19 protein-coding genes and 3 pseudogenes are annotated in these 24,467 nt (G+C 71.3%); 13 read left to right on the top strand and 9 right to left on the bottom strand.

What is annotated here, in order from left to right; translation table 11 throughout:
* Positions 1–32: 32 nt before the first annotated feature.
* Both hemG and hemQ read left to right on the top strand, forming a co-directional pair.
* Positions 33–1,492, top strand: a pseudogene (hemG, locus tag E6W39_RS13790) (protoporphyrinogen oxidase).
* On the top strand, positions 1,485–2,195 hold the full coding sequence (gene hemQ, locus E6W39_RS13785; protein WP_141633805.1) for a hydrogen peroxide-dependent heme synthase: 711 nt from the start codon (positions 1,485–1,487) through the stop codon (positions 2,193–2,195). Before hemG ends, hemQ begins: the two are co-directional and overlap by 8 nt.
* A 71-nt stretch (positions 2,196–2,266) precedes the next feature.
* On the opposite strand, the gene E6W39_RS13780 is transcribed toward hemQ, so the two are convergent.
* The 7 genes from E6W39_RS13780 to E6W39_RS13750 all read right to left on the bottom strand — a co-directional run bounded on the left by E6W39_RS13780 (position 2,267) and on the right by E6W39_RS13750 (position 7,975).
* A complete protein-coding gene (locus E6W39_RS13780; protein WP_141633804.1) occupies positions 2,267–3,040 on the bottom strand; it encodes a TIGR04222 domain-containing membrane protein in 774 nt (257 codons plus the stop codon).
* Positions 3,041–3,117: 77 nt separating this feature from the next.
* A complete protein-coding gene (locus tag E6W39_RS13775; protein ID WP_141633803.1) occupies positions 3,118–3,621 on the bottom strand; it encodes a SigE family RNA polymerase sigma factor in 504 nt (167 codons plus the stop codon).
* 86 nt (positions 3,622–3,707) lie between these two features.
* Entirely contained in the window at positions 3,708–4,592 is an 885-nt protein-coding gene (locus E6W39_RS13770) for a hypothetical protein (RefSeq protein WP_141633802.1), read from the bottom strand.
* Between the two features lie 118 nt (positions 4,593–4,710).
* Positions 4,711–5,115 (bottom strand): peptide-methionine (R)-S-oxide reductase MsrB, encoded by a 405-nt coding sequence (msrB, locus tag E6W39_RS13765; protein WP_141633801.1) that lies wholly within the window; start codon positions 5,113–5,115, stop codon positions 4,711–4,713.
* Positions 5,112–6,500 carry a UDP-N-acetylmuramate--L-alanine ligase gene (gene murC / locus E6W39_RS13760; protein ID WP_141633800.1) on the bottom strand — a complete coding sequence of 463 codons (1,389 nt, stop codon included), beginning with the start codon at positions 6,498–6,500 and terminating at the stop codon, positions 5,112–5,114. The genes msrB and murC overlap by 4 nt, the downstream gene beginning before the upstream one ends.
* A 114-nt stretch (positions 6,501–6,614) precedes the next feature.
* Positions 6,615–7,073, bottom strand: a complete 459-nt coding sequence (locus E6W39_RS13755; RefSeq protein ID WP_141633799.1) for an indole-3-glycerol phosphate synthase — start codon at positions 7,071–7,073, stop codon at positions 6,615–6,617.
* A gap of 122 nt (positions 7,074–7,195) precedes the next feature.
* Positions 7,196–7,975 carry a pyrimidine reductase family protein gene (locus tag E6W39_RS13750; protein WP_141633798.1) on the bottom strand — a complete coding sequence of 260 codons (780 nt, stop codon included), beginning with the start codon at positions 7,973–7,975 and terminating at the stop codon, positions 7,196–7,198.
* Positions 7,976–8,120: 145 nt separating this feature from the next.
* Here E6W39_RS13750 and zapE point away from each other — a divergent pair.
* The 4 genes and pseudogenes from zapE to E6W39_RS13730 all read left to right on the top strand — a co-directional run bounded on the left by zapE (position 8,121) and on the right by E6W39_RS13730 (position 12,962).
* A pseudogene (zapE, locus tag E6W39_RS13745) lies at positions 8,121–9,070 on the top strand (cell division protein ZapE).
* A gap of 37 nt (positions 9,071–9,107) precedes the next feature.
* A pseudogene (gene uvrB / locus E6W39_RS13740) lies at positions 9,108–11,200 on the top strand (excinuclease ABC subunit UvrB).
* A gap of 70 nt (positions 11,201–11,270) precedes the next feature.
* Complete coding sequence (locus tag E6W39_RS13735; RefSeq protein ID WP_141633797.1) at positions 11,271–11,852, top strand: TerD family protein; 582 nt, start codon at positions 11,271–11,273, stop codon at positions 11,850–11,852.
* A 204-nt stretch (positions 11,853–12,056) separates the two neighbouring features.
* Entirely contained in the window at positions 12,057–12,962 is a 906-nt protein-coding gene (locus E6W39_RS13730) for a TerC family protein (protein WP_141633796.1), read from the top strand.
* Between the two features lie 6 nt (positions 12,963–12,968).
* On the opposite strand, the gene E6W39_RS13725 is transcribed toward E6W39_RS13730, so the two are convergent.
* Positions 12,969–13,622 (bottom strand): MBL fold metallo-hydrolase, encoded by a 654-nt coding sequence (locus E6W39_RS13725; RefSeq protein ID WP_141633795.1) that lies wholly within the window; start codon positions 13,620–13,622, stop codon positions 12,969–12,971.
* Between the two features lie 43 nt (positions 13,623–13,665).
* Positions 13,666–14,421 carry a maleylpyruvate isomerase N-terminal domain-containing protein gene (locus tag E6W39_RS13720; RefSeq protein ID WP_141633794.1) on the bottom strand — a complete coding sequence of 252 codons (756 nt, stop codon included), beginning with the start codon at positions 14,419–14,421 and terminating at the stop codon, positions 13,666–13,668.
* 247 nt (positions 14,422–14,668) lie between these two features.
* Here E6W39_RS13720 and uvrA point away from each other — a divergent pair, with 247 nt between their 5' ends.
* The 7 genes from uvrA (at position 14,669) to gap (ending at position 24,426) form a co-directional block, all read left to right on the top strand.
* Complete coding sequence (gene uvrA, locus E6W39_RS13715) at positions 14,669–17,575, top strand: excinuclease ABC subunit UvrA (RefSeq protein WP_141633793.1); 2,907 nt, start codon at positions 14,669–14,671, stop codon at positions 17,573–17,575.
* Between the two features lie 103 nt (positions 17,576–17,678).
* Positions 17,679–18,122, top strand: a complete 444-nt coding sequence (locus E6W39_RS13710) for a Rieske (2Fe-2S) protein (protein ID WP_141637723.1) — start codon at positions 17,679–17,681, stop codon at positions 18,120–18,122.
* A 45-nt stretch (positions 18,123–18,167) separates the two neighbouring features.
* Positions 18,168–20,195, top strand: coding sequence for an excinuclease ABC subunit UvrC (gene uvrC / locus E6W39_RS13705; RefSeq protein ID WP_141633792.1), 2,028 nt, complete (start codon positions 18,168–18,170; stop codon positions 20,193–20,195).
* A complete protein-coding gene (gene rapZ / locus E6W39_RS13700) occupies positions 20,192–21,106 on the top strand; it encodes an RNase adapter RapZ (RefSeq protein WP_228718139.1) in 915 nt (304 codons plus the stop codon). Before uvrC ends, rapZ begins: the two co-directional genes overlap by 4 nt.
* Positions 21,107–21,150: 44 nt before the next feature.
* On the top strand, positions 21,151–22,218 hold the full coding sequence (locus tag E6W39_RS13695; protein WP_141633791.1) for a gluconeogenesis factor YvcK family protein: 1,068 nt from the start codon (positions 21,151–21,153) through the stop codon (positions 22,216–22,218).
* Entirely contained in the window at positions 22,209–23,189 is a 981-nt protein-coding gene (whiA, locus tag E6W39_RS13690) for a DNA-binding protein WhiA (protein ID WP_141633790.1), read from the top strand. Before E6W39_RS13695 ends, whiA begins: the two co-directional genes overlap by 10 nt.
* A 232-nt stretch (positions 23,190–23,421) precedes the next feature.
* Positions 23,422–24,426 (top strand): type I glyceraldehyde-3-phosphate dehydrogenase, encoded by a 1,005-nt coding sequence (gap, locus tag E6W39_RS13685; RefSeq protein ID WP_141633789.1) that lies wholly within the window; start codon positions 23,422–23,424, stop codon positions 24,424–24,426.
* The last annotated feature ends 41 nt before the right edge of the window (positions 24,427–24,467 follow it).

The raw sequence follows: 24,467 nt of genomic DNA, 5'->3' as shown, positions 1-24,467 counted from the left end.
CGCACTTCGTAAGCTCTGCGAGACTGCGAAGCATGGCTGAACCGCTCATGGCTGAACCACTGCCCAAGGCCGTCGTGATCGGCGGCGGGATTGCCGGCCTGGCCGCCGCCGCCTACCTGGGCGGCGCGGCCGGCGGACCACCGCGGGCCCGGGTCGTGCTGCGCGAGGCGGGCGACCGGCTGGGCGGCAAGCTGCGCAGCGGCGAGGTCGGCGGGGTGCGGGTCGACCTCGGCGCCGAGTCGATGCTGGCCCGCCGTCCGGAGGCGGTCGGGCTGGCCCGCGAAGTCGGCCTCGGCGACCGGCTGGTGGCCCCCAGCACCGCCAAGGCCGCGGTCTGGACCCGGGGCGCGCTGCGTCCGCTGCCGGGCGGTCAACTGATGGGCGTGCCGGGCGATCTGGCCGCGCTGGCCGCCTCCGGGGTGCTCAGCGGGGCCGGTCTGGACCGGGTGCGCGACGAGAAGCCCGCCGAGGTGGGCGACGACGTGGCGATCGGCGCCTATGTGGCCGAGCGGCTCGGCCAGGAGGTGGTCGACCGGCTCGTCGAGCCGCTGCTCGGCGGGGTCTACGCGGGCCGCGCCGAGGAGATCTCGCTGCGCGCCGCAGTGCCCCAACTGCTCGCCGTCGCCCAGGGCGGCGGCTCGCTGATCGAGGGCGTGCACAAGCTGCTGGACCGTCCCCCAGCCTCCGGCCGGGGGGCCCCCATTCTGCCGGCGGCCCGGTCTTCGCAGGCCTGCCCGGCGGGATCGGCACCCTGCCGCTCGCGGTCGCCGAGGCCTGCGTGCGGGCCGGTGTCGAGCTGCGGCTGAACGCCCCGGTGACCGAGCTGCGCCGCACCCCCGACGGCTGGTCGGTGGACGGCGAGGCCTGCGACGCGGTGGTGCTCGCCGTGCCGGCCCCGGTCGCCGCCCGGCTGCTGGCCCGTGAGGCCCCGGCCGCCGCAGCCGAGCTGGCCGCCGTCGAGTACGCCGGCATGGCGCTGGTCACCATGGCCTTCCACCGCGCCGACCTGCCCGAACCGCCGCCCGGCAGCGGCTTCCTGGTGCCGCCGGTGGACGGCCGCCAGATCAAGGCCGCCACCTTCTCCAGCCAGAAGTGGGGCTGGCTGGCCGAGTCCGCCCCGCAGGCCTTCCTGCTGCGCACCTCGCTCGGCCGCTACCGCGAGGAGGCCGCCCTCGGGCTGGACGACGACGAGCTGGTCCGGCGCTCCCTCGACGACCTGCGGGAGGCGGTCGGCCTGACCGCCGTGCCGTACGCCACCGAGGTCACCCGCTGGCCGGCCGGCCTGCCGCAGTACCCCGTCGGCCACCAGCAGCGGGTCGCCCGGATCCGCGCCGGGGCGCAGCGGCTCGGCGGCCTGGCGCTGGCCGGGGCGGCCTTCGACGGCGTGGGCATCCCGGCCTGCGTCGGCAGCGCCCGGCGGGCCGCCGACGACGTACTGACTTCCCTGCCCTGGGGCAGCGGGAACCGAAGGGACGATAGAGGACATGACTGAGACCACCGAGCAGCAGCCGAAGCTGAAGGCCCGCGACCTGAACCAGGTCATCCGCTACACCATGTGGTCGGTCTTCCGGCTGAAGGACGCGCTCCCCGAGGACCGCACCGCGCTCGCCACCGAGGTCGAGGAGCTCTTCGAGCAGCTGGCCGCCAAGGACGTCACCATCCGCGGCAGCTACGACGTGTCCGGCCTGCGGGCCGACGCCGACCTGATGATCTGGTGGCACTCGGAGAGCTCCGACAACCTGCAGGAGGCCTACAACCGGTTCCGCCGCACCGGCCTCGGCCGGCTGCTGGAGCCGGTCTGGTCCAACATGGCGCTGCACCGCCCCGCCGAGTTCAACAAGTCGCACATCCCGGCCTTCCTGGCCGACGAGCGGCCCCGCGAGTACGTCTGCGTCTACCCGTTCGTCCGCTCCTACGAGTGGTACCTGCTCCCCGACGACGAGCGCCGGGCGATGCTGGCCGAGCACGGCATGATGGCCCGCGGCTACCCGGACGTGCGGGCCAACACGGTGCCGGCCTTCGCGCTGGGCGACTACGAGTGGCTGCTCGCCTTCGAGGCCGACGAGCTGCACCGGATCGTCGACCTGATGCGCGACCTGCGCCCGTCCCGGGCCCGGCTGCACGTGCGCGAGGAGGTGCCGTTCTACACCGGTCGTCGCAAGCCGATCGGCGAGCTGCTGAACGGCCTGGTCTGACCGCCGCGCCCGGGTGCTGGGCGGCATGGGGGTCCCCCCGGCCGAAGGCTGGGGGAGGCCCGTCGGGCCCGTCAGCCGCGCAGCGCCATCCGCAGCCGGGCGTCCGGCACCGCGCCGGCCCCGCCCATCGCCACCGCGGTCAGCAGCAGGCGCTCCGGGTCCTGCTCGGTGCCCCGGGGCTGCCGGGGCAGCCGCAGCTCCTGCAGCAGCCGCTGCCCGGCCGGCGCCGCCCACCGGGTGTACGGGTGCACGTCCACCCGGGCCATCAGCAGGGTGCCGGTGGTGAGGATCAGCGGCAGCGAGAACCAGGCGAAGGTGGCCGCGCTGTTCTGCTGCCCGGGCCAGCTGAACGTCATCGCAGCGGCCAGCAGCAGAACCGCCAGCAGCAGCGCCTGACGCACCTGGCGGACCGCCAGCAGCGTGCTCTCCCGCACCCCGGCCGGGGTGGCCAGCCCGGTCAGCGACAGCCGCACCCCGATCTCGGCCACCGCCGGATGGCCCGCCAGGCTCTGCCGCAACTCGCCGGTGCGGCACTGGCCCTCCGGGCCGATCGCGTCGATCAGCGCCCGCTCCAGCCGGTTGCGCCCGACCGGGTCGACCACCGTGGTCCAGCCGGTGTGCGCCAGGTGCAGCCGGCCGCGGCCGCTCATCAGCACCAGGGCGAGCTCCACGACCCGGCTCGGTCCGCCGGCCAGGTACGCGGTCTCGTAGAGCCCGATCGAGGCGGTCTGCGGCTCCTCGCGGACCTGGTCCGTCATGGCGTCGGCGGTGGCCGCTGCCCGGACCAGGCGGAGGCAGGAGACCACCGCGACGACGCAGGCCGGCACCAGGAAGAGCAACCACATGGGCCTTGTTCTAGACCTCCGGCCCGACATTCGGCAGGGTCAGCCGGTGTGCGATACCGAATCGTGATCAACGGCCGCTAGCTGAGCAGCAGTCGGCCGTCCTGTCCCAGGTGGCTGCGGAGCACCGCGATCGCCCGGGCGCTCTGGCTCTTCACCACCGAGACGCTCACCCCGAGGATCTCCGCGGTGTCCACCACGCTCTGGTCCTCCCAGTAGCGCAGCAGCACGATCGCCCGGTCCCGGCGGGGGAGCCGGGCCAGTGCGTCCAGCAGGGTCAGCCGGGTGGCCGACGGGTCGGCGGCGCCGTGCGACTGCTCCGGGAGCTGGTCCATGGTCAGCTCGGTGCTGCTGCGCAGGCGCCGGTGGTCGAGCAGGGCGGTGAGCAGCACCTTGCGGGCGTACCGGAACGGGTCGGCGTTCGGGTCGCGGCCGATCTTGTTCCAGCGGACGTACATCTTGGTGAGCGTGGTCTGGGTGAGGTCCTGCGCCAAGTGCCAGTCCCGGCACATCAGATAGGCGATCTGCCGCAGTCGGGTCACGTTCGCCTCGGCGAAGGCGGTGAAGTCGGATTCGTTGCGCACCGTCGGTTCCCCCGGGGTCGGTTGGTGTGGAGTGGAAATGCCGGAGGCCGCGGCCCCGGGAGTGGGGGCCGCGGCGGTGGTGCGGATTACTGCGGGAGGTTCGGGTACGTGGCGTTGGCGGTCTGCACGAAGGACTCGGGCATCTTGACGTCGATCAAGGGGTTGGTCGCCAGGGCGATGGCCTGGTCCTGGGACAGCACCAGCGCCGCACTCCCGTCCGGGCTGTTCTTGAAGCAGCTGGACAGGTCGATCCCGACACCGATGCCGTCGCGCCGGTACACGATGACCGTGTTGTGCTGGATGCAGTTGCCCGTGTTGGTCAGCACCTGGACCTGGTCACCGGCCGGGTCGGTGTAGCACCTGATGGTGACGTCGTGCTCCCCGTCGGGCACCTGACAGGCCGGCACCGTGTCGGCCTTGAAGGGGCTGACCCCGATCCGGCCGGTCTCGCCGCCCGAGTGCAGGTAGAGGAAGACGCTGGGGTCGAGGGTGACCGGGGGTTGGGGCGGGTCGGCCTGGTAGTGGTCCGTCGTCATCCCGGCAGGCAGGGCCTTCACGACGGCCGCCAGCAGACTGGCCGTGGTGGTCTGGACCAGCGAGCCGCCGCTGCCGCTCGCCGACGCGCTGCTGCTCGGGGGCGACGTTGGACTCGAAGCACTCGGGGCCGCGGTCGGGGGTGCGGAATTGCTCGGAGTGGTGGAGGCGCTCGGCCTGGCGCTGCTCGGAGCACCGCTGCTCGGCGCCGCCGCCACGCCGACCTGCTGCGCGTCGGAGTGCCCGGGGCCGCCCAGCGACCCGGTGAGCAGCGCGGCAACGGTGGCGACGGCGGCGACGGCCACCGTCGCACCGGCGGCCCGGAACCGCCGGATCCGGCGGCCCCGGCGGGCGGCCTGCCCGACCAGGTCGCCGATCGGCGGTTCGCTGAGCCCGGAGAGTTCCTCGCTCAGCGCACTGCTGAACTCGTCGTTCATCTCGGATGTCCTTCTGATGGTGTGAACCGCACGCCGGCCATGCGGACCCGCTCGCGGCGGGGCTCTGACCATCAGGACGGGTCGGACACCCGATCAGGTCGCAGCACTCGGAAGAGTTTTACTCCTGCGGCCGGAGCGTCAGCGAGATGCTGTTGATGCAGTAGCGCTGGTCGGTCGGGGTGGCGTAGCCCTCGCCCTCGAAGACGTGGCCCAGGTGGCTGCCGCAGCGGGCGCAGCGCACCTCGACCCGGCGCATGCCGTGCGAGGTGTCCTCGATGTACTCCACCCGGTCCTCGGCCAGCGGCGCGAAGTAGGACGGCCAGCCGCAGTGGCTCTCGAACTTGGCCTCGGAGCTGAACAGTTCGGCTCCGCAGGCCCGGCAGGCGTACACCCCGACGGTCTTGGTGTCGGTGTACTCGCCGCGGAACGCCGGCTCGGTGCCGCCACGGCGCAGCACCTGGAACTCCGCCGGGTCGAGCTGCTCGCGCCACTCGGCGTCGGTCTTCTCGATCTCGTAGGTCATCGCCCAAGCTCCTCAAGGATCGCCGGGCCGAGGTTGGTGACGTCCCCGGCTCCCATGGTGAGAACCAGATCGCCCGCCTTTGCCATCCCGGCGAGCCGGGCGGCGGCGGCGCCGAACTCGTGCTCGGCGGTCACGCCGGCGCCGGCCCGGCGGGCGGCGTCGATGATCAGCTCGCTGGTGACACCCGGGATCGGGTCCTCCCGGGCCGGGTAGATGTCGAGCACCACCGAGGCGTCGGCCAGCGCCAGCGCCTGGCCCATCTCCTCGGCCAGCTGCTGGGTGCGGCTGAACAGGTGCGGCTGGAAGAGCACCAGCACCCGGCCGGCGGCCGCGTCCCGGATCGCCTCCAGGTCGGCGGACATCTCGGTGGGGTGGTGGGCGTAGGAGTCGATCACCTGCACCCCGGCGGCCTCGCCCTTGAGCTGCAGCCGGCGGCGCACACCGGTGTAGGAGCCGAGCGCCTCGGCCAGCTCCTCGGCCGGCACCCCGAGCGCGATGCCGGCGGCCAGCGCGGCCACCGCGTTGTGCGCGTAGTGCTTGCCGGGGACCGAGACGGCGAAGGTCAGCTCGGCGCCCTCCAGCTCCACGGTGACCTGGCTGGTCATGCCGTGCGGCACGATCGACAGCACCCGCACGGTGGCGTCCTCGGCCGCGCCGACGGTCACCACGCTCAGCCCCTCGCGGCCGACCACGCGGGAGGTCAGCTCCCGGGCGCCGGGGTGGTCGGCGGAGACCACCAGGGTGCCGCCGGGCTGGATCCGGCCGACGAAGGTCTCGAAGGACTCGTAGATCTCGTCCATCGAGGCGTAGTTGGCGTGGTGGTCCAGCTCCACGTTGAGGATGATCGCCACCTCGGGCGCGTACTTGTGGAAGCTGCGGTCGCTCTCGTCCGCCTCGGCCACGAAGATCTCGCCGGTGCCGTGGTGGGCGTTGGAGCCGGGCGCGTCCAGGTCGCCGCCGATCGCGTAGGACGGGTCGAGGCCGAGGGTGTCGAGGGCGACGGCGAGCATGCTGGTGGTGGTGGTCTTGCCGTGGGTGCCGGCCACCGCCAGGGCCCGGCGGCCGCCCATCAGGGCGGCCAGCGCGTCGGAGCGGTGCACCACCGGGATGCCGCGCTCGCGGGCGGCGGCCAGCTCCGGGTTGTCCTGGCGGATCGCGCTGGAGACCACGATGCTGCTGGCGCCGTCCGGCACGTTCTCGGCGGCGTGGCCCACGGCCACCGCGGCACCGAGGGCGCGCAGCGCGAGCACCGTCTCGGACTCCTTGGCGTCACTGCCGGAGACCTTGGCCCCGCGAGCCGTGAGGATCTTCGCCAGACCGGACATGCCGGCGCCGCCGATGCCGATGAAGTGCGGGGCGTGCAGGTCGTGGGCGGCGTCGTTCAAGGGAGTGCTCCGTACTGAAGTGGCGAATCGTCCTCGTGAGGGGGCCCCGGCCGGAAACCGGGGGCCTGCCCGCAAGGACGATTCTGCACCACCGCGAACGCCGCTCGGCTCCGGTCAGGCCTCGCTGGCGAACAGCTTCAGCACCGGCACGCCGACCTTGTGGCGGGCCTGGGAGGCCCAGTCGCGGTGGAAGAACTCCTCCACGAAGTGCGGCGCGGTGAGCACCAGCACCTCGTCGGCCCCGGTCTGCTCGACCACCGCGCGCAGCACGTCCAGCGGGTGGTCCTCGACCACCTGGCCGACCGCCTCGGCGCCGACCGCGCGCAGGTGGCGCAGGCTGTGCTCCAGCGACTCGACCACCACATCGGCGGCGCCGTGCTCGTCGTGCTCGTGCACCGCCCTGTCGAGATGCCCGAGGGCCACGTCGTCCAGGGCGCGCAGCAGCTCGTCGGTCTTGCCTCGGGGCTGCATCAGGACGACGAAGGAGACCCTCTCCTCGCCGTGCAGCGTGGTGACCAGCTCCACGTCGGCGTCGGAGAGCGCCTTTTCGATCATCAGTACGGTCTTGAACACAAGAATCCCTTCCGTGTTGCAGGCCCCCGGGGTCCGGTGTCCCCTCTCATACTGCCCGGAGGAAGCTTTCATCACGCGGCACACACTGCACTGGCGCCACGTGGGAGTGATCACAGGGCCCGTCAGCTGACGGCAGTGCGGCAGTAACGAGCAAAGAGGAAACCTTTCTGCTCGATCAGCGACACCAACCGCATCCGCTCCGCCTCCGCCATGGCGGCACCATGCGTGATCCGCGGCGAGTCGCCGGCGGCCAGCAGCGGCGCCAGCGAGAGGCACAGCTCGTCCAGCAGACCGGCCGCCGCCAGCTGCGCCAGCAGCCGCGGGCCGCCCTCGGTCAGCTGCCGGGTCCAGCCGCGCGCGGTCAGCGCGGCGAGCGCGGCGGGCAGGTCCACCTCGCCCCGCCCGGCGGTGACCAGCTCGGCCACCTCGGCGACCGCCGCCCGGGCCGCCGCCGGGGCGTCCTCGGTGGTGATCACCACGGTCGGCACCAGCGGGTCGGTGAACAGCGGGGCGGTCAGGTCGAGCCGCAGCGAGCGGCTGACGATCGCGATCGCCGGCGCGGGCCCCTGCCCCGCCGCCGTCCGGGCCGCCTGGAACTCGGCCCGGGCCCGGGCCGGCCGGTAGCCCTCGGCCCGCACCGTCTCGGCGCCGACCACCACGACGTCCGACAGTGCCCGCAGCACTCCGAAGATGCGCTTGTCGGCTTCGCTGGAGAGCCCCTCGGAGAGCCCCGCCAGATTGGCCGCGCCGTCCAGCGAGGAGACCATGTTGGCCCGCAGCCAGGGCGTGCCCCGTTTCACCTGCTCGGGGTACGCGTAGACCTCGGCGAGCGCCGTCAGGGCGCCCTCCTCCAGGGCGGCGGCGAGGGCGGGGGACTGTGACGGAGAGATCAGCTGGCGCATGACAGCGAGTCTTCCACGGCCAGTACCCTTGGGAACCGTGCCCGCAGCCTCCCACCCAGATGCCATAGCCACCACCACCACCGCCGGCCCGGCCGCGCTCGCCGAGCGCAGGCCCTCGGTGGCGGCCGAGCGGCTGGTCGCCGAGATGGTCCCGCCGCCGCGGTTCGCGGGCGTGAGCTTCGGCTCCTACCTGCCCGACCCGGCGCAGCCCAGCCAGTTCGAGGCGGTCCGGGTGCTCGAGGGGTTCGCCGCCGGGCTGAACGCCGCCACCGCCCCCAAGCGCGGCTGGTTCCGCAAGGCCGCCGCCCCACCGGCCCGGCCGGCGTCTACCTGGACGGCGGCTACGGCGTCGGCAAGACCCACCTGCTGGCCTCGCTCTGGCACGCCGCGCCCGGCCCGAAGGCCTTCGGCACCTTCGTGGAGCTGACCAACCTGGTCGGCGCGCTCGGCTTCCAGCAGGCGGTGCGGACCCTCTCGGACCACAAGCTGCTCTGCATCGACGAGTTCGAGCTCGACGACCCGGGCGACACCGTGCTGGTCTCCACGCTGCTCTCCCGGCTGGTCGAGGCCGGCGTCAAGCTGGCCGCCACCTCCAACACGCTGCCCGAGAAGCTCGGTGAGGGCCGGTTCGCGGCCACCGACTTCATGCGCGAGATCCAGGGGCTCTCGGCGCACTTCACCACCGTGCGGATCGACGGCCAGGACTACCGCCACCGCGGCCTGCCCGCCGCCCCGGCGCCCTACACGGACGCCGAGGTCACCGAGCGGGCCGCCACCGTGCCGGGCGCCTCGCTGGACGACTTCCCGGCGCTGCTGGCCCACCTCTCCGCCGTCCACCCCAGCCGCTACGGCGCCCTGCTCGACGACGTGCACGCCGTCTTCCTGCGCGGCGTCTGCCCGGTCGACGATCAGTCCACCGCCCTGCGCCTGGTCGTCCTGGCCGACCGCATGTACGACCGCGAGCTCCCGATCACCGCCTCCGGCATCCCTTTCGACCAGGTCTTCTCCGAGGAGATGCTGAAGGGCGGCTACCGCAAGAAGTACCTCCGCGCCATCTCCCGCCTCGTCGCCCTGGCCCGCGACTCCGCGAAGTAGCTCCCGTCCTGTCAGTGGTGGGTCGTACGGTGGGAACGTGCGACCCATCACGAGCATTGAGCGGACCACGGCGCCCTTCGAGGTCGTCAGCCCCTACCAGCCCAACGGCGACCAGCCGGCGGCCATCGCCGAGTTGGAGCGCCGGATCCGCGCGGGTGAGAAGGACGTCGTCCTGCTCGGCGCGACCGGCACCGGCAAGTCGGCCACCACGGCGTGGATGATCGAGAAGCTCCAGCGGCCCACCCTGGTGATGGCGCCGAACAAGACGCTGGCCGCCCAGCTGGCCAACGAGTTCCGCGAGCTGCTCCCCAACAACGCGGTCGAGTACTTCGTCTCGTACTACGACTACTACCAGCCCGAGGCGTACGTCCCGCAGACCGACACCTACATCGAGAAGGACTCCTCGATCAACGAGGAGGTCGAGCGGCTGCGGCATTCCGCCACCAACTCGCTGCTCACCCGGCGGGACGTGGTGGTGGTCGCCTCGGTCTCGTGCATCTACGGCCTCGGTACCCCGCAGGAGTACGTGGACCGGATGGTCTCGCTCAAGGTCGGCGACGAGGTCGACCGGGACGCGCTGCTGCGCCGCTTCGTCGACATCCAGTACACCCGCAACGACCTGGCCTTCACCCGGGGCACCTTCCGGGTGCGCGGCGACACCATCGAGATCTTCCCGGTCTACGAGGAGCTCGCGGTCCGGATCGAGATGTTCGGCGACGAGATCGAGGCGCTCTACACGCTGCACCCGCTCACCGGCGAGATCATCAGCCAGGACGACTCCGTCTACGTCTTCCCCGCCTCCCACTACGTGGCCGGCCCGGAGCGGATGGAGCGGGCGATCAACGGCATCGAGGCCGAGCTGGTCGAGCGGCTCGCCCTGCTGGAGAAGCAGGGCAAGCTGCTGGAGGCCCAGCGGCTGCGGATGCGCACCACGTACGACATCGAGATGCTCCGTCAGATCGGCACCTGCTCCGGCGTGGAGAACTACTCGATGCACTTCGACGGCCGCGAGCCCGGCTCCCCGCCGAACACCCTGCTCGACTACTTCCCGGAGGACTTCCTCCTGGTGATCGACGAGTCCCATGTGACGGTCCCGCAGATCGGCGCGATGTACGAGGGCGACGCCTCCCGCAAGCGCACCCTGGTGGACCACGGCTTCCGGCTGCCCTCCGCGCTGGACAACCGCCCGCTGAAGTGGGAGGAGTTCCTGGAGCGGATCGGCCAGACCGTCTACCTGTCGGCCACCCCGGCCCGTACGAGCTGTCCCGGGGCGACGGCCAGGTGGAGCAGATCATCCGCCCGACCGGCCTGATCGACCCCGAGGTGATCGTCAAGCCGACCGAGGGCCAGATCGACGACCTGGTGCACGAGATCCGGGCCCGGGTGGAGAAGGACGAGCGGGTGCTGGTCACCACGCTCACCAAGAAGATGTCCGAGGACCTCACCGACTACCTGCTCGGCCTCGACATCCGGGTGCGCTACCTGCACAGCGACATCGACACGCTGCGCCGGGTGGAGCTGCTGCGCGAGCTGCGGGCCGGCAAGTACGACGTGCTGGTCGGCATCAACCTGCTCCGCGAGGGCCTGGACCTGCCCGAGGTGTCCCTGGTGGCGATCCTGGACGCGGACAAGGAGGGCTTCCTGCGCTCCGGCACCTCGCTGATCCAGACCATCGGCCGCGCCGCCCGTAACGTCTCCGGCCAGGTCCACATGTACGCCGACCGGATCACCCCCTCGATGGAGAAGGCGATCGAGGAGACCAACCGCCGCCGCGAGGTCCAGCAGGCCTACAACCTGAAGCACGGCATCGACCCGCAGCCGCTGCGCAAGAAGATCGGCGACATCCTGGACACGCTGGCCCGGGAGGAGATCGACACCGAGGAGCTGATGGCCACCGGCTACCGGGACGCCGGCAAGGCGAAGAAGGCCCCGGTGCCCGCGCTGGGCGCCGACCGCAAGGAGCCGAGCAGCCTGCCCGCCGCCGAACTGGCCCAGCTGATCCAGGACATGACGGAGCGGATGCACGGCGCCGCCGCCTCGCTGCAGTTCGAGGTGGCCGCCCGGCTGCGTGACGAGGTCAAGGAGCTGAAGAAGGAGCTGCGGCAGATGCGGGAGGCGGGCATCGCCTGACGGCCTGGTGGGTGCCCGGCGCCCGGGCTTAGGGTGAAAGGAGCATGAGAAGGAAGAGGGGGGCCGCACTGTGTCGGTGAGTCTGACCAAGGGTCAGCAAGTGAGTTTGCGGAAGTCGAGCGGTGAGACGCTCAGCCTGGTCCGGATGGGCCTGGGCTGGCGGGCGGCGCCCAAGCGGGGGCTGTTCGGCAGCCGCACCAGGCAGATCGACCTGGATGCCTCGGCGCTGCTCTACGCCGAGCACACCCCGAAGGACGTGGTCTTCTTCCAGCAGCTGGTGAGCAAGGACGGCTCGGTCCGGCACACCGGTGACAACCTGGTCGGCGGGGTCGGTTCGGGGGGCGACGACGAGTCGATCGTGGTGGATCTGACCCGGATCCCGGCCCAGATCACCCAGGTGGTGTTCACCGTCAGCTCGTACACCGGGCAGACCTTCGCCGAGGTGCAGAACGCGCACTGCCGACTGGTCGACGAGGCGAACGGCCAGGAGCTGGCCCGCTACGAGCTGACCGGCGGCGGTGTGCACACCGGCCAGATCATGGCGAAGGTGTTCCGGGAGCCGAACGGCGGCTGGGGCATGCAGGCGATCGGCGCCCCGGCCAAGGCCCGCACCTTCCAGGACCTGCTGCCGGCCATCGAGCCGTTCCTGTGAGCCGGCACGGCCTCTGACCGCTCCTCTTTACCTTCTCTTGGTCTTTCCTGGTACTCTCCTTGGCAATCGGAGGGGAGTACTCCCTGCGGTGTTCCCGTCAGCACGGCGGCCGTCGACCGGTCCGCCCGGGTGCACCGGTCCGCGTGGCGCGCGCGGGCGGAGGAGACCTCCGGCAGACTCGTCATTGCCGGAGGAGCAGCTCTCGTGGACGTATCCGTCGCCTTGTGGGCCAGTACCGTGGCCGTCCTGGTGGTTCTGATCGCCGCCGACTTCATCATCAACGCCCGCCGACCGCACGTGGTCTCCATGAAGGAGGCCGGGATCTGGACCGGGGTCTGGATCGCGCTGGCGGCGCTCTTCGGCCTGTTCCTGTGGTGGCACAGCGGGGCCAAGCCGGCCGGGGAGTTCTTCGCCGGCTACCTGACCGAGAAGTCGCTGAGCGTCGACAACCTCTTCGTCTTCCTGCTGATCATGAAGAAGTTCGCGGTGCCGGCCCGGGAGCAGTCCCGGGTGCTGAGCGTCGGCGTGATCATCGCCCTGGTGCTGCGGGCGATCTTCATCGCCCTCGGCGCCGCCCTGATCGCCGCCTTCTCCTGGGTCTTCTACCTGTTCGGCGCGTTCCTGCTGTGGACCGCCTGGAAGCTGTTCGCCGAGGCGCGGGCCGGCCGCCCGGAGGACGAGGAGTTCCACGAGAACCGGATGCTGGTCGCGATCCGCAAGCGGTTCCCGTCGGTCTCCAAGTCGGCCGTGGTGATGCTCGCGATCGGCACCACCGACCTGCTGTTCGCGCTGGACTCGATCCCGGCGATCTTCGGCCTGACCCAGAGCGCCTACATCGTGCTGACCGCCAACGCCTTCGCGCTGATGGGCCTGCGCCAGCTCTACTTCCTGCTCGGCGGCATGCTGGGCCGGCTGGTCCACCTCGGCTACGGCCTGGCGCTGATCCTCGGCTTCGTCGGCGTCAAGCTGGTGCTGCACGCGCTGCACGAGAGCGGGGTGCACGTTCCGCAGATCGGCATCCCGCTCTCGCTGGGCTTCATCGCCGCGGTGCTGGTGGCGACCACGGCGAGCAGCCTCTGGGTCTCCCGGCGCTCCCGGGCGACCGGCTGAGGCGGATCACCAGCCGCGCTCGCGCCACTCGGCCAGGTGCGGGCGCTCGGCGCCCAGGGTGGTGTCCTTGCCGTGCCCCGGGTACACCCAGGACTCGTCCGGCAGCACGTCGAACAGCTTGGTGGTGACGTCCCGGTAGAGGCTGTCGAAGGCCTCCGGGTCGTTCCAGGTGTTGCCGACCCCGCCCGGGAAGAGGCAGTCGCCGGTGAAGACGTGCGGGTGCCCCTCCGGGTCGTCGTAGATCAGCACGATCGCGCCGGGCGTGTGGCCGACCAAGTGGCGCACGGTCAGCCGGCACCGGCCGACCTCGAGGGTGTCGCCGTCCGCCAGCAGCAGGTCGGTGTGGACCGGGATGCCCTCGGCGTCGAACCGGCCGGCCGCGGTCCGGGCCCGGGTGGCGGCGACCACCTCGGCCAGCGCGTTCCAGTGGTCCTGGTGGCGGTGCGTGGTGACGACCGTGGCCAGCCGGTCGCCGACGGTCTCCAGCAGGGTCGGCGCGTCGGCCGCCGCGTCGATGAGCAGCTGCTCGTCGGTGGCCCGGCAGCGCAGCAGATAGGCGTTGTTGTCGTACGGGCCGACCGCGACCTTGGTGATCATCAGGTGGGCGAGTTCCCGGACATCCGGCCGACCGCCGACCGTCACGGCTCCGTGGTAGCTCAAGGGTTGCTCCTCACTGTGAAGGGACAGGCACCATGATGGTGCGTCAGCCCATCGGCGGGAGTGCGGGCAGCGCCGTGTGGTCGATCAGCGGGCCGCCGTCCTCGCGGACCTGCAGCCCGTCGCCGTCGGAGCGGCCGGAGAGCCAGGCGGCCAGGGCGCGGACCGGGCCCTCGGCCGTCAGCGTGACCGGCCCGTCGCCGATCACCGCGCGGTGTTCGATGTCGTCGCAGATCAGCGCGACGGCGGGCAGCCCGGGGACGGAGAACTTCTGGGCCAGCAAGTCGAACTGGTCGACGGCGAACCCGGCCGGCCAGTGCGCCGGGGTGTAGTCGGCCAGCAGGTCGACGTGGTGGTACTCCAGCTCGCCGAGGCGCTTGGCGGGCACCTCGTAGGCCGGGAAGACGTAGCCGAGCCGGTGCTTCAGCTGCACCGCCCAGTGCTCCGGGGAGAGCGCGGCGGCCGCCTGGGCCAGCCGCTCGGCGCTGGCCTCCAGATCGGCCAGCTGCTCGGCCGGCGGCCGCGGCGCGCCCTGCTGGATGGCCTCCTCGCGGGCGCTCTCGCTGGCGTACTGCGGGATCTCCACGCCGGTGCGGGCGGTCTCCAGCAGGTTGACCAGGGAGTCGGCGTTGCGGGCGATGTGGGCCAGCACATGGCCGCGGGTCCAGCCGGGCAGCCCGGACGGCTCGGCGACCGCCTCCGGGGTCAGCTCGACGACGGTGCGCAGCAGCCGTTCGGTGCTCTCGGCGACGTCGCGCAGGGTGGCGGCGGCGAGATCGGCCGGGGCGAGTTGCTGGGTCATGGGGTGGGAGCCTCCGCGTTGCCTTGACAGGGGTCCGGTCGTTGTTCTGCACGGCGAGGCTATCGCCGCCCGGGGCGGTGAGCAGCGGCTTTCCGGAGCAGGACTCGATTGTCAGTGCGATCCGCTTCACTCATTCGGGTGGACCCGGCTGGACAGCGCCGGTATTCGAACGCCTGAGCTATATGCTGGTCGGCGACACTGAATAAGACCGATGTTCTGCCCGACCCGGAGAAAGGCGCCAGAACCAGTGGCCGACCGCCTCATCGTCCGCGGTGCTCGCGAGCACAACCTGAAGAACGTCTCGCTCGACCTGCCCCGGGACTCGCTGATCGTTTTCACCGGTCTCTCCGGTTCGGGCAAGTCCTCGCTGGCGTTCGACACGATCTTCGCCGAGGGCCAGCGCCGCTACGTCGAGTCGCTGTCCTCCTACGCCCGGCAGTTCCTGGGCCAGATGGACAAGCCCGACGTCGACTTCATCGAGGGCCTCTCCCCGGCCGTCTCGATCGATCAGAAGTCCACCAACCGCAACCCGCGCTCCACCGTCGGCACCATCACCGAGGTGTACGACTACCTGCGCCTGCTCTTCGCCCGGGTCGGCAAGCCGCACTGCCCGCACTGCGGCCGCCCGATCGCCAAGCAGTCCCCGCAGGCGATCGTGGACCAGGTGCTGAAGCTCGCCGAGGGCACCCGGTTCCAGGTGCTCAGCCCGGTGGTCCGGGAGCGCAAGGGCGAGTTCGTCGACCTCTTCGCCGACCTGCAGTCCAAGGGCTACGCCCGGGCCCGGGTGGACGGCGAGACCGTCCAGCTCGTCGAGCCGCCCAAGCTCAAGAAGCAGGAGAAGCACACCATCGAGGTGGTGATCGACCGCCTCACCGTCAAGGACAGCGCCAAGCGCCGGCTGACCGACTCGGTCGAGACGGCGCTCAAGCTCTCCGGCGGCATGGTGGTGCTCGACTTCGTGGACCTCGACGCCGAGGACCCGGAGCGCGAGAAGATGTACTCCGAGCACCTCTACTGCCCGTACGACGACGTCTCCTTCGAGGAGTTGGAGCCGCGCTCGTTCTCCTTCAACTCGCCGTTCGGCGCCTGCCCGGAGTGCACGGGCCTGGGCAGCCGGATGGAGGTGGATCCGGAGCTGGTGGTGCCGGACGAGGAGAAGTCGCTGGACGAGGGCGCCATCCATCCCTGGTCCGGCGGCCACATGCGGGAGTACTTCGGCCGCCTGATCGGCGCGCTGGCCGCCGAGTTGGGCTTCCGCACCGACATCCCCTGGGCCGGGCTGCCGGCCCGCGCCAAGAAGGCGCTGCTCTACGGGCACAAGGCCAAGGTCGAGGTCCGCTACAACAACCGCTACGGGCGCGAGCGTTCCTACGTCACCGGCTTCGAGGGCGCGATCCCGTTCGTCCAGCGCCGGCACAGCGAGGCCGAGACCGACAGCAGCCGGGAGCGCTTCGAGGGCTACATGCGCGAGGTGCCCTGCCCCACCTGCGAGGGCACCCGGCTCAAGCCGGTGGTGCTCGCGGTCACCGTGCAGGGCAAGTCGATCGCCGAGGTCTCGGCGATGTCGATCAGCGACTGCGCCGAGTTCCTCGGCGCGATGAAGCTGACGGCCCGTGACAAGAAGATCGCCGAGCGGGTGCTGAAGGAGGTCAACGAGCGGCTGCGGTTCCTGGTCGACGTCGGCCTGGACTACCTCTCGCTCAACCGCGCGGCCGGCACCCTCTCCGGTGGCGAGGCGCAGCGGATCCGGCTGGCCACCCAGATCGGCTCCGGCCTGGTCGGCGTGCTCTACGTGCTGGACGAGCCGTCGATCGGCCTGCACCAGCGGGACAACCACCGGCTGATCGAGACCCTGGTGCGGCTGCGCGACATCGGCAACACCCTGATCGTGGTCGAGCACGACGAGGACACCATCAAGACCGCCGACTGGGTGGTCGACATCGGCCCGGGCGCGGGTGAGCACGGCGGCAAGGTGGTGCACTCCGGCGCGCTGAAGGAGCTGCTGGACAACCAGGAGTCGCTGACCGGTCAGTACCTCTCCGGCAAGCGCTCGATCCCGCTGCCGCAGGTCCGCCGCCCGCGGGACAAGAAGCGCCAGATCACGGTGCACGGCGCCCGCGAGAACAACCTGAAGGACATCTCGGTCGGCTTCCCGCTCGGCACCTTCACCGCGATCACCGGGGTGTCCGGATCGGGCAAGTCCACCCTGGTCAACGACATCCTCTACACCCACCTGGCCCGCGAGCTCAACGGCGCCCGCACCGTGCCGGGCCGGCACACCCGGGTCACCGGCACCGACCTGGTGGACAAGGTGGTGCACGTCGACCAGTCGCCGATCGGCCGCACCCCGCGGTCCAACCCGGCCACCTACACCGGCGTCTTCGACCACGTCCGCAAGCTCTTCGCGGAGACCACCGAAGCCAAGGTGCGCGGCTACCTGCAGGGCCGCTTCTCGTTCAACGTCAAGGGCGGCCGCTGCGAGAACTGCTCCGGCGACGGCACCATCAAGATCGAGATGAACTTCCTGCCGGACGTCTACGTGCCCTGCGAGGTCTGCCACGGCGCCCGGTACAACCGGGAGACCCTGGAGGTGCACTACAAGGGCAAGTCCATCGCCGAGGTGCTGGACATGCCGATCGAGGAGGCGCTGCACTTCTTCGAGGCGGTCCCGGCGATCGCCCGCCACCTCAGGACGCTGACCGACGTCGGCCTGGGCTACGTCCGGCTCGGCCAGAGCGCGCCGACCCTCTCCGGCGGTGAGGCGCAGCGCGTCAAGCTCGCCTCCGAGCTGCAGAAGCGCTCCACCGGTCGCACCGTCTACGTGCTGGACGAGCCGACCACCGGCCTGCACTTCGAGGACATCAGCAAGCTGATCAAGGTGCTCACCGGTCTGGTCGAGAAGGGCAACACGGTGATCGTCATCGAGCACAACCTCGATGTGATCAAGACCGCCGACTGGATCGTGGACATGGGCCCCGAGGGCGGCAGCGGCGGCGGCACCGTGGTCGCCGAGGGCACCCCGGAGGAGGTCGCCCAGGTGACGGACAGCCACACCGGCAAGTTCCTCCGCGACATCCTGGGCGACCGGGTCACCGACGAGGCGCCGGTTCCGGCACCGCGCTCGGCCCGCAAGCGTGCCGCGGTCAAGAAGTAGGCCGCGGTCAAGAAGTAGCAAGCAGCCCGGGAGGGCTGGGGGAGCGGAGCTAGACTGCGGCCGTTCCCCCGGCCCTCCCCTTCAGGAGCACCACGTGTCCGACATGCCCGATTCGCCCGTCACCTCCCGCCGCACCCTGCTCTGCTGCGGGGCCGCGGTCCTGGCCGGGGGCTCCGCGCTCGCGGTGGCCGGCTGCTCCAGCTCGGCGAGCTCGGCCGACAACTCGGCCTCCTCCGGCCAGAAGTCCGCCGCCCCGGTCCAGCTCGGCCCGGCCTCGGCGGTGCCGGTCGGCGGCGGCAAGGTGTTCCGGGAGCAGCGGATCGTGGTGACCCAGCCGACCGCGGGCCAGTACAAGGCGTTCAGCGCCCGCTGCACCCACGCCGGCTGCGTCGTCGACCAGGTGGCGAGCGGCACCATCCAGTGCCCGTGCCACGGCAGCCGCTTCGCCATCGCGGACGGCTCGGTGACCGACGGCCCGGCGCCCAAGCCGCTGCCCGGCTACCCGGTGACCGTGGACAACGGGCAGCTCACGGTCACTCCCAGCTAGAGCTAGGGTTTCGACTGTCGACACGTATGAGGGGGACCGAACCGCATGGCTGACCCGTCCACCTACCGCCCGGCACCCGGCGCGATCCCGACCTCCCCAGGGGTCTACCGGTTCCGGGACGAGCACGGCCGGGTGATCTACGTCGGCAAGGCCAAGAGCCTGCGCCCGCGGCTCTCCTCCTACTTCCAGGACCTGGCCAACCTGCACCCGCGCACCGCCACCATGGTCACCACCGCCGCCTCGGTGGAGTGGACCGTGGTCGGCACCGAGGTCGAGGCGCTGCAGCTGGAGTACTCCTGGATCAAGGAGTTCGACCCCCGGTTCAACGTCAAGTACCGCGATGACAAGAGCTACCCCGAGCTCGCGGTCACCCTCAACGAGGAGTTCCCCCGGGTCCAGGTGATGCGCGGGGCGCACAAGAAGGGCGTGCGCTACTTCGGTCCGTACGGGCACGCCTGGGCGATCCGGGAGACGGTCGACCTGCTGCTGCGGGTCTTCCCGGTCCGCACCTGCTCCAACGGCGTCTTCAAGCGCGCCCAGCAGGTCGGCCGCCCCTGCCTGCTCGGCTACATCGGCAAGTGCGCCGCGCCCTGCGTCGGCAAGGTCTCGGCGGCCGAGCACCGGGAGCTGGCCGAGGAGTTCTGCGACTTCATGGCCGGGCGCACCGGCAACTACCTGCGCCGGCTGGAAGAGCAGATGGGCGAGGCCGCCGCCGAGCTGGAGTACGAGAAGGCGGCCCGGCTGCGCGACGACATCGAGGCGCTCAAGCGCGCGATGGAGAAGAACGCGGTGGTGCTGGCCGACGGCACCGACGCCGACCTGCTCGCCCTCGCCGAGGACGAGTTGGAGGCGGCCGTGCAGATCTTCCACGTCCGCGGCGGCCGGGTGCGCGGCCAGCGCGGCTGGGTCACCGACAAGGTCGAGGACGTGGACACCGCCGCGCTGGTGGAGCACGCGCTCCAGCAGCTCTACGGCAGCGGCAGCGAGTCGGTGCCGCGCGAGGTGCTGGTGCCCGCACTGCCCGAGCCGGTCGGGCCGGCGCAGGAGTGGCTGAGCGGCCTGCGGGGGGCCCAGGTTGACCTGCGGGTGCCGCAACGCGGCGACAAGAAGGACCTGATGGCCACCGTGGAGCGCAACGCCCAGCAGGCGCTGGCACTTCACAAGACCAAGCGGGCCTCCGACCTGACCACCCGCAGCCGGGCCCTGCAGGAGATCGCCGACGCACTGGAGTTGGACAGCGTCCCGCTGCGGATCGAGTGCTTCGACATCTCCCACCTGCAGGGGGAGGACGTGGTCGCCTCCATGGTGGTCTTCGAGGACGGCCTGGCCCGCAAGGGCGAGTACCGCCGCTTCCAGATCAAGGGCTTCGAGGGCCAGGACGACGTCCGCTCGATGCACGAGGTGATCAGCCGCCGGTTCCGCCGCTACCTCCAGGAGCGCGAGCAGACCGGCGAATGGGCCGTCCCCGAGGACTCCGACGAGACCGACGGCCCCCGCACCGACGACGGCCGCCCCAAGCGCTTCGCCTACCCGCCCCAGCTGCTGGTGGTCGACGGCGGTCAGCCCCAGGTGGCAGCCGCCCAGCGCGCGCTTGACGAACTGGGTATCGACGACGTCGCGTTGTGCGGCCTGGCCAAGCGCCTGGAGGAGGTCTGGCTGCCCGGCGAGGACGACCCGGTGGTGCTGCCGCGCAGCAGCGAGGGCCTCTACCTGCTGCAGCGGGTCCGCGACGAGGCGCACCGGTTCGCCATCTCCTACCAGCGCTCCAAGCGCACCAAGCGGCTGACCACCGGCGGCCTGGACGCGGTGCCCGGCCTCGGCCAGACCCGCCGCACCGCGCTGCTCAAGCACTTCGGCTCGCTGAAGAAGCTGCGCGCCGCCACGGTCGAGGAGATCTGCGAGGTCCCGGGGATCGGGCGCCGGACCGCCGAAACTGTTGTCACGGCGTTGTCCTCCCGGACACCCGCGGCATTCGCCGTGAACACCGCCACGGGCGAGATCATGGAGGACGCCGTGCCCGGGGGCACGACCGACGAGAGCCTGGCGAGTACCGAGAGCGGGGAACCGAAGTGACAGTGTCCGATGACGGGGGTACCACCCGGCCGCAGGGGGCCGCGGATGAGACCGCACCGGAGCTGGTGATCATCTCCGGCATGTCCGGAGCCGGCCGCAGCACCGCGGCCAAGTGCCTGGAGGACCTCGGCTGGTTCGTGGTCGACAACCTGCCGCCGGCGCTCATTCCCACCATGGTCGACCTCGGCGCCCGCTCGCAGGGCGCGGTGGCCCGGATCGGCGTGGTGATCGACGTCCGCGGCCGGCAGTTCTTCGACGATCTGCGGGCCTCCCTGGAGGACCTGGAGAAGCGCGGGATCCGGCTGCGGGTGGTCTACCTGGAGTCGAGCGACGAGGCGCTGGTGCGCCGCTTCGAGAGCGTGCGCCGGCCGCACCCGCTGCAGGGCGACGGCCGGATCGTCGACGGCATCGCGCAGGAGCGCGACCTGCTGCGCGAACTGCGCGGCGAGGCCGACCTGGTGATCGACACCACCGACCTCAACGTGCACCAGCTGCGGGCCAAGCTGGACGCCCAGTTCGCCGACCACGACGAGCCCGAACTGCGCTGCACCGTGATGAGTTTCGGCTTCAAGTACGGCCTGCCGGTCGACGCCGACCTGGTGGTCGACTGCCGCTTCCTGCCGAACCCGCACTGGGTGCCCGAGCTGCGGCCCCGCACCGGCACCGACACCGAGGTGGCCGAGTACGTGTTCCAGCAGCCCGGTGCCAAGGAGTTCCTCGACGGCTACGCCGAGCTCCTGCGGATTGTCACCGAGGGTTACCGTCGCGAGGGTAAGCGGTACATGACGCTTGCCGTAGGCTGCACCGGTGGCAAGCATCGCAGCGTCGCGATGTCGGAGCGATTGACGAAGCGTCTGATCGCGGACGGCGTGGAGACGGTACTGGTGCACCGCGACATGGGACGGGAGTAGCGGCGGGCCGAGAGCCCGCCGAAGGACAGGATCGTGGGGTAGGTGTGACGGGATACTCGCCAGGGCGGCAGCAGCACCAGCACAAGGCCGCCGAGCGGGGCTCCCCGTCACGAGGCTCCCGAGCTGGCACCGCGCCGCGGATCACGGCCCTCGGCGGCGGACAGGGCCTGTCCGCGTCGCTCTCCGCGCTGCGCCGCCTCACCTCCGACCTGACCGCCGTGGTCACCGTCGCCGACGACGGCGGCTCCAGCGGCCGGCTCCGCACCGAGCTGGGCGTGCTGCCGCCCGGCGACCTGCGCAAGGCCCTGGCGGCGCTCTGCGGCGACGACGACTGGGGCCGCACCTGGTCCGAGGTGATCCAGCAGCGCTTCACCGGCACCGGCGAGCTGGGCGGCCACGCGGTCGGCAACCTGCTGATCGTGGCGCTGTGGGAGAAGCTCGGCGACCCGGTGGCGGCGCTGGAGTGGGTCGGCCGGCTGCTCAACGTGCAGGGTCGGGTGCTGCCGATGTCGGCGGTCCCGCTGGACATCGAGGCCCAGGTGCGCGGCCACGACCCGGCGCACCCGGCCGTGGTCTCCGCCGTGCGCGGCCAGGCCAGCGTGGCGATCACCCCGGGCACCGTGCAGTCGGTGCGGCTGCTGCCCAAGGAGCCGCCGGCGGTGCCCGAGGCGGTGGCCGCGGTGCTGGAGGCGGACTGGGTGGTGCTCGGGCCCGGCTCCTGGTTCACCAGCGTGCTGCCGCACCTGCTGGTGCCCGAGCTGGCCAAGGCCCTGGTGGAGACCAAGGCCCGGCGGCTGCTCTGCCTCAACCTGGCCCCGCAGCCCGGCGAGACCGAGGGCTTCACCCCGCAGCGCCACCTGGACGTGATCGCCGACCACGCCCCGGACCTCGACGTGGATGCGATCCTGGTGGACGAGCGCGCGGTCACCGGCGGCGCCTTCGGCGTGGCCGACCTGACCGGCCTGCACCGGGCGGCCGAGCGGATGGGCGCGGCCCTGGTGCTGGACACGGTGGCAGCCAAGGACGGCAGCCCGCGACACGACCCGGAGCTTCTGGCTGCCGCGTACGACCGGATTTTCCGGACACATGGAAGGATCGGCCCATGGCGATGACGGCAGCGGTGAAGGACGAAATCAGCCGGCTCCCCGTCACCCGGGCCTGCTGTCGCAAGGCTGAGGTGTCGGCGATCCTGCGATTCGCGGGCGGACTGCACATTGTGAGCGGTCGGATCGTGATCGAGGCGGAGCTGGACACCGGCATTGCGGCGCGACGGCTGCGCAAGGACCTGCTGGAGATCTTCGGTCACGCCTCCGAACTGGTGGTGATGGCTCCCAGCGGTCTGCGGCGCGGCAGCCGGTACGTGGTCCGGGTGATCAAGGACGGTGAGTTGCTGGCCCGGCAGACCGGGCTGGTGGACGGGCGCGGCCGCCCGATCCGGGGGCTGCCCCCGGCGGTGGTCTCCGGCGCCACCTGCGACGCCGAGGCGGCCTGGCGCGGCGCCTTCCTGGCCCACGGCTCGCTCACCGAGCCGGGCCGGTCCTCCTCGCTGGAGATCACCTGCCCCGGCTCCGAGGCCGCGCTCGCCCTGGTCGGCGCGGCCCGCCGGCTGGGCATTCCGGCCAAAGCCCGCGAGGTGCGCGGCGCCGACCGGGTGGTGATCCGGGACGGCGACGCGATCGGCGCGCTGCTCACCCGGCTCGGTGCCCACGAGTCGGTGCTGGCCTGGGAGGAGCGCCGGCTGCGCCGCGAGGTGCGGGCCACCGCCAACCGGCTGGCCAACTTCGACGACGCCAACCTGCGCCGCTCGGCCCGGGCCGCGGTGGCGGCCGGCGCCCGGGTGTCCAGGGCCCTGGAGATCCTCGGCGAGGAGGTGCCCGAGCACCTGGCCGCGGCCGGCCAGCTGCGGATGCAGCACAAGCAGGCCTCGCTGGAGGAGCTGGGCGCGCTCGCCGACCCGCCGCTGACCAAGGACGCGGTGGCCGGTCGGATCCGCCGACTGCTGGCGATGGCCGACAAGCGGGCGATGGAGCTCGGCCTGCCCGGCACGGAGGCGAGCCTCACCGAGGAGATGGCGCTCAGCTGAGCCCGCCCGACCGCGCGGCCATGGGCCCGGCGCGACGCACCGCAAACCCCGGTGCGTCACGCCGGGCCCTTTACGTCACATCGAAGATTGGCCGCAAGTACGCCACGACATGGCGTAGGCCACAGGGGATGTGCCTGTGCGGCGTCAGGGGGGTAGGGTCATGGGTGGTCGGGGACAACCCATTTCAAACCCCCCGTCGGGTCAATCCGGCGTACCTAAAGGAGATCGGTAAGTGACGATCCGGGTAGGCATCAACGGTTTCGGCCGCATCGGTCGCAACTTCTTCCGCGCGGTCAAGGCTCAGGGCGCGGACATCGAGATCATCGGTGTCAACGATCTGACCGACACCAAGACCCTGGCTCACCTGCTCAAGTACGACTCCATCCTGGGTACCCTCAATGGGGAGGTCACCCACACCGCCGACTCCATCACCGTCGACGGCCACACCTTCAAGGTGCTGGCCGAGCGCGACCCCGCGAACCTCCCCTGGGGCGAGCTGGGCGTGGACATCGTGATCGAGTCGACCGGTATCTTCACCAAGGCAGAGGCGGCGAAGAAGCACCTCGCTGCCGGCGCCAAGAAGGTCATCATCTCCGCCCCGGCGACCGACGAAGACGTCACCATCGTCATGGGTGTCAACGACGACAAGTACGACCCTGCCAAGCACAACGTCATCTCCAACGCCTCCTGCACCACCAACTGCGTGGCGCCGCTGGCCAAGGTGCTGAACGAGAGCTTCGGCATCGTCAAGGGTCTGATGACCACGGTGCACGCCTACACCAACGACCAGGTCACGCTGGACTTCCCGCACAAGGACCTGCGCCGCGCCCGGGCCGCCGCCCTCAACATCATTCCGACCTCCACCGGTGCCGCCAAGGCCACCGCGCTGGTGCTGCCGGAGCTGAAGGGCAAGCTGGACGGCACCTCGCTGCGCGTTCCGGTGCCGACCGGTTCGATCACCGACCTGGTGGTCACCCTGGAGCGGGACGTGACCGTCGAGGAGGTCAACGCGGCCTTCCAGAAGGCCTCCGAGGGCAGCCTCAAGGGCATCCTGCAGTACACCGAGGACCCGATCGTCTCCTCCGACATCGTGAACTCGCCGTTCTCCACCATCTTCGACTCCCTGCTGACCATGGTTCAGGGCAACCAGGTCAAGGTGTTCGGCTGGTACGACAACGAGTGGGGCTACTCGAACCGCCTGGTCAACCTGACCACCCTGGTGGGTGAGCAGCTCTGACCCTGCGGGAGCATGTGATGTGAACGGACCGGGCCCGGACG

This window comes from Kitasatospora acidiphila (genome assembly GCF_006636205.1).
In the GTDB taxonomy this organism is placed as follows: domain Bacteria; phylum Actinomycetota; class Actinomycetes; order Streptomycetales; family Streptomycetaceae; genus Kitasatospora; species Kitasatospora acidiphila.
Note: the sequence above shows the minus strand (reverse complement) of the source record. Positions and strands in the feature narration are given on the sequence as shown.